We start from the raw sequence: 9,681 nt of genomic DNA, 5'->3' as shown, positions 1-9,681 counted from the left end.
TGGTTTTGACGATTTAGTCATGATTATTGCTTGCGGTCTGCATAATTTTAGAATTACAAATTCATTGATTTTTAATCATATATAATTTTATTGAATATAATGTCTAATTTAGAGAGATAGAAAGTCAAAAAATTACATTTAATCAGCAATCCGGCGATCTGATTCAATACATAAATAACATTTTTTCGCTGTTTGAACTTTATGCTAATAAAAAAGGGATAGAGACAGATATAAACTCAGAGATTGAAGAGTTTTACACCAAATTCGATCATGATGTAATAGAAAAGATTTTCACAAACTTATTTTCTAATGCTATAAAATATACTTCCGATAATGGATTTGTGGGTGTGAAAATTAAAAAAACAACGCAGGAAGAAATATCAAACCTTGAGTTGTTACTGAAACCTCATACCGAATATATATCTATTGCAGTAACTAATACTGATGCAGAGATCCCCGATGATAAACAAGAAGAAATATTTGAGTCATTCAATCGTTTGTCTTCCGGAAGGCCGGCATTTGAAGAAAGTACCGGTTTGGGGTTGGCCATTGTAAAAGAATTGGTAAGCAGCTTGGATGGAAAAATAATTTTGCACTCGGCCGATTCGAAAGTCACCTTTACCGTGATTCTGCCTTTTACATTGGATACGGAAAATACAGATAGCAATACAGTCTCGTACGAATATACTATTTCTGAAATAGACAATATTTTGGCCGAATCGAAAGAGACGAATTTAAATGACAACAGAAGCCGTAAGGCTCACAGTATTGTTGTTATTGAAGATAATCCCGATTTGAGGAATTATATGGAACAACAGCTATTGGAGTTCTATAATGTATACACTGCCGTTAATGGAAGTGAAGGGATTGTTAAGGTAGAGAAGATATATCCTCAAATTGTAATTACCGATCTGATGATGCCGGAAATGGATGGTTTTGAAGTTTGTCGCACTCTGCGTTCGAACATAAAGACGAGCCATATACCTATAATTGTTTTATCGGGGATGGGCAAAAAAACCGGAAATAAGATCAAAGCATTAGACAATGGTGCCAATGTATTTATAGATAAACCATTTGAAATGGATTTTCTGCTTAAGCAGGTAGATAATCTAATAAAAAACCAAAAAGAGCTGAAAGAGCTGTACAGTAAGAAATATATTGCCGAACCATCTAAGATTACTATATCTTCTATGGACGAAGAGTTGCTGAAAAAGGCAATGGAACACATAGAGCAAAATATTAGCAACAATAATTATAATGTCGAATCTTTCGTGTCTGATATGGCAATTGGGCGTACACTCTTGTATCAAAAGATAAATGATATAACAGGAATGTCTATCAAAGAATTCATAATGGATGTTCGGCTTAAGCGTAGCGCACAACTGTTAAAAGAGTCGGATCTGACTATATCCGAAATTGCAGACATGACCGGGTTTGTCAACCCCAAATATTTTAGTATTTGTTTTAAAAAACATTTCGAACTAACACCATCCGAATTTAAAAAGAAGTCTTGAAGACTTCTTTTTTTTTGTTATAAATACTGCTTTTTAAGGGTTCTGTACAAATTGAAACCTTTTCTGAATAAATCGATAACCAGCCGTATATCCCCTTCTCCTACCTTTACAGAAGTATAATCAATGCACATGGGCGTGGACAAAATAAATGCAATTCCTTATCGAGCATTTATGGACTTTGCAAGCCCAATTTATATTTATTAACGAAACCTTATTAAACGTATGAAGAAACAAACCACGATGGAAAGATTTCTGTCACAAACATTAGAGCCTCCTTCTGGGCAATTAGTAATGAAGATGAAAACACAAATCATAGTTTAAATTTTATCTTAAATATAAATAAATGAAAACACAAAAAAGACTAAAATTCTGTTTGTTACTTGTTGCTTCACTTTTGCTTTCGACAGTACAGGCGTACGCAGATATGCAACAAGATTTTAAAGTTACCGGAAAGGTGGTTGATAAAAAAGGAGAAGCCCTGATTGGGGTTACAGTTCGTCCGAAAGGTGGAACTACGGGTACAATTACTGATATAGACGGAAATTTTTCATTGCAGACTTCTCGGGGAGCTACATTGATTTTTTCGTATGTAGGCTTTGCTAATGTTGAGGCAAAAGTACCTTCTTCAGGAGTTGTGAACATTACAATGACCGAAGGCGAATTGCTCGATGAATTGGTTGTTGTTGGATATGGATCGATGAAGAAAAAGGACCTTACCGGAGGTCTTTCCGTTGTTGGTGAAAAAGAGTTGGGAATGGTTTCGACCAGTAACCTGATGGACCGTTTGGTGGGACAGGTTGCCGGTTTAAGTATCACAACATCTAATGCCGCTCCCGGAGCCGATCAATCTATCCTTATTCGTGGTCAAAACTCTTTAAGTGCCGGAAACAATCCGTTGATTGTTTTGGATGGAATTCCATATGGCGGATCGTTGGGGGACCTTGATCCGAATATTATTGAGAGTATGTCTATATTGAAAGATGCTTCGGCTGTAGCTATTTATGGATCGCGTGGGTCTAATGGTGTAATACTTATTCAGACAAAAAGAGGAGCCGAGGGAAAACCTCAGGTAACTTATAAAGCTCAGTTTGGGGTATCTGAACCAATGCAACGGATTCAGGTAATGGGTCCAAATGAATTTATACGGTTTAAGCAGGATGTGAAGCGTCTTAAAGAAGAATATTCCGGAGAAGAACTTGACCCTATTTACGGAAACATAATAAGTACAAGCGAAAAGGATAATTACATTAATGGAGTTACGCACGACTGGCAGGATTATATTTTCCAAACCGGATTTTCAATGGATCATCAGGTATCGATAACGGGAGGTACAGAGCAAACCAAATATATGGCTGCGATATCTTACCTGGATCAGGAAGGTGTAGTTTATAACTCCAATCTCACGCGTACTAACATATCTGTAAATATTGATCAAACTTTCAACAAGTGGTTAACTATTGGTGTGGGTACACAATTTGTACAAAAGGAAAACGGAGGTATTACTCCCAATATAGAGCATGCCATAAAACAGAGTCCTTATGGTAAATACAAAGATGAAGCCGGTTATTATATTGCCGAACCTATGGAATATTCTCTGCTCACCAATCCGATGATGAATGTAAATGCAGACCAGGATAAAACCACCCGGAATTTTTTCCTCAGTGCTTATGCTAATATTTTATTACCTATCAAAGGCTTGTCATTCAAAACTAATTTTGGGTATGGTTATAGAAGTGGTTTTACCGGAACATATTATGGACGTGATACATATGAAGGACGGGAAAAACCAGGAGAAGTGGGCGGAAAAGCAAGTATAAGCAATTCACACAGAACTGACTATACATGGGAAAATATACTCCGTTACGATAGGGAAATCGGTAACCATCGGTTCGATGTAACAGGATTATTTAGTTTGGAAGAAAATAAAACGCTTTCATCTTCGACAAGTGCAGAAGGTTTTGTAAGTGACGACCCTGGCTATAATATGATAGCTACTGCTGAGCGGAAAACAAAGGCAAGTTCAGGCATAGATGAATATGCAATGATGTCCTATATGTTCCGACTAAACTATGCGTATAAAGGAAAGTATCTGGCAACTGTGACCGGACGTACTGATGGAGCTTCTGTTTTTGCGAAAAATAATAAATATGCATTCTTCCCGTCTGCAGCACTTGCCTGGCATGTGGGTGAAGAGAATTTTATAAAAGACAATGTTGCTTGGATAGATATGCTTAAACTAAGAGCTTCGTATGGAGCCAATGGTAATAATGAGATAGGTCACTATAATTCGCAAGATCGTCTCCATTCTAAAGTAAAATATATCTGGGGTGATGGAGGTGATATGGCTAATACAGTTTATCTGCCTGGTAACGGTGTTGGTAATCCGAACTTGAAGTGGGAAACTACTTATTCCACTAACCTTGCTTTGGATTTTCAACTTTTCAAAGGGCGCTTGAGCGGAACCATTGAGGGATATATCTCTAATACACACGATCTGCTTATGTCTCGGAATGTTCCTATTATGAATGGTTTCAGCAGAATTCTGGATAATGTTGGTAAAACGCGTAATAAAGGGATTGAAATAACATTGAATTCGGTAAATATTGATCAGAAAAAATTCAGATGGAATACTAATCTTAACTTTTTCTTGAACCGTGATAAAATTGTAGAACTAGAGAACGATAAAACGGATGATATCAATAACAAATGGTTTATAGGTAAGCCTCTGCAAGTTGTCTACGACTATAATGTGGTAGGTATTTGGCAACAAGGTGATGAATTTTTCTATACGGATGAAAATGGAGTTGAAAAAGAAATACAAGAAGGAGCTGCACCCGGATCAGCAAAACTGGAAGATACGGATGGAAACGGGTACATAACTGCCAAAGACAAAAAAATCATAGGTAATAAGAGACCAAGTTTCACTATGTCGATGGGTAATACATTTACGTATGATCAGTTTTATTTCTCATTCCTCGTAAATGGAGTATTCGGTGTATGGCGCGAAGACAATTTAGCTAATATTGGATCGTGGGCATACGGTATAGGTAACTATGTACGTGATGCAAACTATTGGACTCCCGAAAATACAAATGCCGATATTGTTTCTCCTGGTTATGTAAATACTTTAGGACATGGTTATTACAAAAAACAAAATTACGTTCAGATAAAAAATATAACTCTAGGATATAATCTGGATAAAGAACTGGTTAAAAAATTAGGTTTAAGTGCTGTAAATGTAAATTTAAGTATTAACAATTTGCATACATTCTCTAACATGAGACAAATCTTGAACTACGATAATGGATGGATGGCTTCTTATCCGACAGCTCGTTCTTATATGTTGGGATTAAATGTTAACTTCTAATTAAAACACGAGATTAAAATGAAAAAATATATAAAAACAGCTATAGCGGTTGTGTTAATGGCTTCTTTAACAACCGGATGTGACGATTTCTTGGAAGAGAAATTGAAAGGGGAATTAGCTCCTACCAACACTTACACCAGCACCTATGGGTTTGAAGTGGGTTCTGCCGGACTTTATGCTCTTACTCGTGCCGAATATAATACATGGGGAGAGGAAGATGCATTTATGCATGGTAATGCGTGTGCTTATGAAGCATTGCATGTTGCCACAGACATTGTAGAGGCCATAAATAGTGATGGATCTTTGACAAACTTCGCAAATCTCACACTTACACCAGCGGAAAGATTTGTTGGTTCGTATTGGAATTGGGCATATAGCTTAATTGCTTCAGCTAATTTAATTTTGGGTTATTCCGAAGAAAACACGAATTGGGATTCTCCAACCGATAAAGAACGTTTCCAGGCTGAGGCTCGTTTCTTTCGTGCTTACGCCTATCGTACATTGGTCTATCTCTATGGAGATGTGCCATACGTAGAAAGGATAATGTATGATTTCAGATTTGATTTTACTCGTACACCTAAAGCTGAGGTGTTGGAGCATATTATAGACGATTTGAAATTTGCAATTGAATATTTGCCGGAAAATCCTGATGAAGTGAAAGATGGAAAACTTACCAAATGGGCTGCGTACCACTTGTTGAGTGAAATGTATCTTTTCCAAAAAAATTATGAGGAGGCAGAAAAAGCTGCTCTTAAAGTGATTGACAGTAAGCATTATGGTTTGATGAAAACACGTTACGGAGTAAATAAGAATAAACCTGGAGACGTGTTTAGCGACCTGTTTATAGAAAATAATCAAAACAGAAAAAGTGGTAACAGGGAAAGTATTTGGGTTTTACAGCTCGAGTTCAACGCAATTGGAGGAGGTACTAACTCAACAGACTGGACACGTAGAGCTTGGATTCCTAACTATTCCGGACTAAAAGGTTTTGTATTGGCAGATACATTGGGTGGTCGTGGTATTGCTCAGATAGTTCCGATGAAATGGTGGGTAGGTACTAAAGGCACCAATGCCGAAGGTGATTATCCGGGTATTTTCAATGCTAATGATATTCGTAATTCGAACTACAATATCAAACGCGACTGGTACTACAACAACCCTGAGGAAACGGCTTTGTTTGGTAAAAAATGTAATATAACGGAACAAACGTGGTTTTCGACAAAACATTTGTTCCCTACACCAACTAAGTTTTTCTATGGACGTGAAGAAAACCTAAGTCTTACCGGTAGTTATAGAGACAGAATGAAATTCCGTCTGGCGGAAACTTATCTGTTGCTTGCCGAAGCTTATCTGGGACAAAATAATCCTCAAAAAGCTGCTGATGCGGTAAATGAGGTACGTCGTCGTGCCGGTGCTCCTGATCTTAGTGCTGCAGAAATGACAATGGATGAATTGCTTGACGAACGAATCCGCGAATTGGTAGGAGAAGAGAGCCGTCGTTTCACATTGGTTCGTACTGAAACTATAGTTGAGCGTGTAAAAGCACACAATGAAAAGATAAAAGAGAAGATTGAAAAAGATAATAGCTTAATAAATAAGTTGTTATTGTGGCCTATTCCTCAAACTATTATCGATGCTAATCAGGGGGCAGAGTTTCCTCAAAATCCAGGATATGATAATTAATATTGAAAATTAGAAGAAGAAACTGTTTGATATTATACAGTTCAGACAGTTTCTGAATCTAAAAGTTTTCGCAAAAAAATATATTATGAAAAGAGTAAAATTTATATATAAAATATTGCCTTTATTATTTGTCGGAATTCTGTTGAGTGCATGCGACAATGAGATCAAGGATATCCCAAAAGTTCAAGAGAAGCTAGAACTTAAAGCAGATTCTTATGATATCGTAATAGATCTGGATAACCCTAGAGAATATATCTTGAATTTTGAATGGACTGCGGCTAGGGAAGCGGCAGGAGACAACATGGTTTTCTATACATCAAAATTGGATGTTGTTGGGAATAACTATGGAACATCTACAGCTATTATTAACGCAGAAGAAGATGGCATATTCAGCAGAAGTTTCACTTCCGAGCAACTGTATAGCTGGATAGTTGATAGATGGAAATTGCCTTTAACTAAGCCTTTTCAACTCGAGTTTAGAGTTGTGGCTCAGTGGGAAGGTGGTTCAACTTTCGAGGCTCCTGAGGTGCGTAATATAACAATAAATGTAGCTGCACTTAAAGAAGAAGTTCCTGTACCGGAAAAAGTGACTCTGTCGGGAAGCGCATTGGATAATGCTACAATAGAGATAGAGAAAACTCTGGAAAATGAAAGCAAATATGCAGTGTTGGTTAATCTGAAACCCGGTGAATTAGTTATTCCATTGGTAGTTTCGGAAGGAGATAAGCAATATTATCTTAATCCTAAAGATGGAGAAGGAACATTGCAAGATGGTAAGGCTGAGTCTGTTGAGCAACAAGATAAGCGTGTTGCCTGGAACATAGAGACTGCAGGTGAATATCGTGTTATTGTAGACTTCGAAAACTCTGAAGTTACTATTCACTCTCCGGCTACAGCTCTTGAACCGGCCGTTGTTACATGGATGAAAGGTGAAGAAGAAGTGCAAACTACTGTTACCAATTTGTGGCTCTTTGGAGGAGGAACTGGCTGGGGCTGGTGGCCTTCTGCTGAAAAACCAGGAACAATATCGGTAAGTTTGGCCGATCCTCAAATACTTATCTATCAGGGTACTGGATTGTCAAGCGGAGACGGTGTGAAGTTTGTTGTCTATGGTGATCCGGACTTTAGAAATGTTGCATATGCATACACAAATCCGCTAACCGAAGATGGAAAACGTCAGAACTTATCTCTTGCTTTAGATAAACTAGGCGATTTGCATGGTGGTTACGACGGTGAAACCCGTAACTCGTACTACAAACTTCCGGCAGGAGCTAACTTTATTGTATTTGACCTAAGAAATAAAACAATTTTAGCAAAAAAACAATAGGAAACTCTCTTTAGATACTTAGACGAAATATTGCCGTATGGTATAAAAGTACGGCAATATTTTCTGAAATACACTTTTTAACATTTTGTGTTTTTGTTAGCTACAATTACATAAACCGAATACTTTTTTAACATCATTTTTTTAATTATGAACAAAAGAAAAATAAGAAGTAAAATGATAATCAGCTACATACTAGCGGCATTTCTGAGCTTCACATCCTATTCTTGCTCAGATTCGGATAAGGATCCAGGAGGAAATGAACCCGTTACAGGGACTCAGGTGAAAACCAAGTACAATAAAACAAAAGTTCTTCGTAATCCGCTGACTGGTTGGGTTATGTATGCTTCGGGTACGGGTGACGAATCATATTGGGATACGGAATTTTGGGTTACAGATATTGCTCAAACAGTTAAGGTGATCGACTACGCTTCTGCTTGTTACATTCGTACGAGTTGGGCTAATATGAATCCTCAGGATGGTGTATATGCTTGGAGAGATACTAGTACAAAAGTAGGAAAAATGATTGAGGGAGCCAGAAAAAGAGGGTTGCCAATAGCTTTCCGTATTGTGGTTGATGGACGCGACCAGCGTCAAAATACTCCACAGTTTGTATTCGATGCCGGAGCTAAGTATTATTTGGCAGATGCTAGTTACCCAGACAGGATAACTCCATATCCTCAAGATCCTGTTTTCCAACAATACTACGAAAAATTTATTAAAGCATTGGCCGAAGACTTTAATGACCCTGATCGTACAGCATTTATTGATGCTTATGGCTTGGGTAAATGGGGCGAGGCTCATAATGTGATTTATGAAAGCGTAGGAGAAAAGGTTACTGATAATACGGAGAAACTTAAAGCCGAAGTTTTTGATTGGGTTACTGACTTGTATAGCAAAACATTTACAAAAGTTCCTTTAGTTATCAACTATCACCGTGTGGTTGGACACCCTGCAAGCTGGGCATCATCGGCTGTCGAAAGCAGTTCTACATTGTTGGCAAAAGCTATCTCAAAAGGATACAGCCTCAGACAAGATGCATTTGGTATGACCGATTATTACCAAACTTGGGAGAAAAACTTTGCTAAAAGCTGGAACTACAAAGTCCCTATCATTATGGAGGGCGGATGGATAACTGGTGGAACACACAGATATTGGACCGACTCGAGCAAGAAGTATCGTGAAGGACATCCTGAAGATGTAAGATTGGGAGAATATGAAACTTCAAGAGAAGCTCATGTGAATATGATGGACTTCAGGGTTGGTTATGAAACAGAAACATGGTTCACTACAAGTTTTTCTCTTGTGCAAAATTTCGTTTCCGAAGGAGGATATCGTCTTTATCCAGACCAATTATATCTGCCCGAAAATGTAAACTCGGGACAAGAGGTGAATATAAATCACCGCTGGAGAAATATGGGTTGGGGATATTTCCCGAACAACATCAAGCAATGGAATTATAAATACAAAGTTGCTTTTGCCTTGTTAGATTCTAATAATAAAGCGAAAGGAATATTTATAGACGATAAATGTGAGCCTTCCGATTGGTTGAAAGATAATCCTAAGACTTATGATTTCAAAACTAAGGTAAATGTTCCGGCCGGAAAATATACATGGGCTGTGGCAATTGTTGACACAGAAAAAGAAAATGCACCGGCTATTAAACTTGCCGTAAATGATGAAACAACCGCCGAAGGATGGGTTAAACTTCTTGATGTGCAAGTAAAATAACATAACCATTTTTTATAATCAATTAAAGAGTTGACAACGTTGAAAAAATATATAGTAAACAC

5 protein-coding genes are annotated in these 9,681 nt (G+C 37.6%); all 5 read left to right on the top strand.

What is annotated here, in order from left to right; all coding sequences use genetic code 11:
• Nucleotides 1-116: 116 nt before the first annotated feature.
• The 5 genes from D0T56_RS13800 (at nt 117) to D0T56_RS13780 (ending at nt 9,619) form a co-directional block, all read left to right on the top strand.
• Nucleotides 117-1,514, top strand: a complete 1,398-nt coding sequence (locus D0T56_RS13800; protein ID WP_370458810.1) for a response regulator — start codon at nt 117-119, stop codon at nt 1,512-1,514.
• A 343-nt stretch (nt 1,515-1,857) separates the two neighbouring features.
• The gene (locus tag D0T56_RS13795; protein ID WP_163320746.1) at nt 1,858-4,881 is read left to right on the top strand and encodes a TonB-dependent receptor; all 3,024 of its coding nucleotides are present in this window, start codon (nt 1,858-1,860) and stop codon (nt 4,879-4,881) included.
• A gap of 18 nt (nt 4,882-4,899) precedes the next feature.
• Nucleotides 4,900-6,564 (top strand): RagB/SusD family nutrient uptake outer membrane protein, encoded by a 1,665-nt coding sequence (locus D0T56_RS13790; protein WP_163320745.1) that lies wholly within the window; start codon nt 4,900-4,902, stop codon nt 6,562-6,564.
• 85 nt (nt 6,565-6,649) lie between these two features.
• Complete coding sequence (locus D0T56_RS13785) at nt 6,650-7,891, top strand: SusE domain-containing protein (RefSeq protein ID WP_163320744.1); 1,242 nt, start codon at nt 6,650-6,652, stop codon at nt 7,889-7,891.
• A gap of 147 nt (nt 7,892-8,038) precedes the next feature.
• A complete protein-coding gene (locus D0T56_RS13780) occupies nt 8,039-9,619 on the top strand; it encodes a DUF4832 domain-containing protein (protein ID WP_221412360.1) in 1,581 nt (526 codons plus the stop codon).
• The last annotated feature ends 62 nt before the right edge of the window (nt 9,620-9,681 follow it).

The sequence above is a fragment of the Dysgonomonas sp. 520 genome (assembly GCF_010501095.1).
Taxonomy (GTDB): Bacteria; Bacteroidota; Bacteroidia; order Bacteroidales; family Dysgonomonadaceae; genus QVMP01.
Note: the sequence above shows the minus strand (reverse complement) of the source record. Positions and strands in the feature narration are given on the sequence as shown.

What these genes read in the sequence shown, in the direction of transcription:
- D0T56_RS13780 (WP_221412360.1), top strand. Translation starts at nt 8,039, where the DNA reads ATGAACAAAAGAAAAATAAGAAGTAAAATGATAATCAGCTACATACTA.
- D0T56_RS13790 (WP_163320745.1), top strand. Translation starts at nt 4,900, where the DNA reads ATGAAAAAATATATAAAAACAGCTATAGCGGTTGTGTTAATGGCTTCT.
- D0T56_RS13795 (WP_163320746.1), top strand. Translation starts at nt 1,858, where the DNA reads ATGAAAACACAAAAAAGACTAAAATTCTGTTTGTTACTTGTTGCTTCA.
- D0T56_RS13785 (WP_163320744.1), top strand. Translation starts at nt 6,650, where the DNA reads ATGAAAAGAGTAAAATTTATATATAAAATATTGCCTTTATTATTTGTC.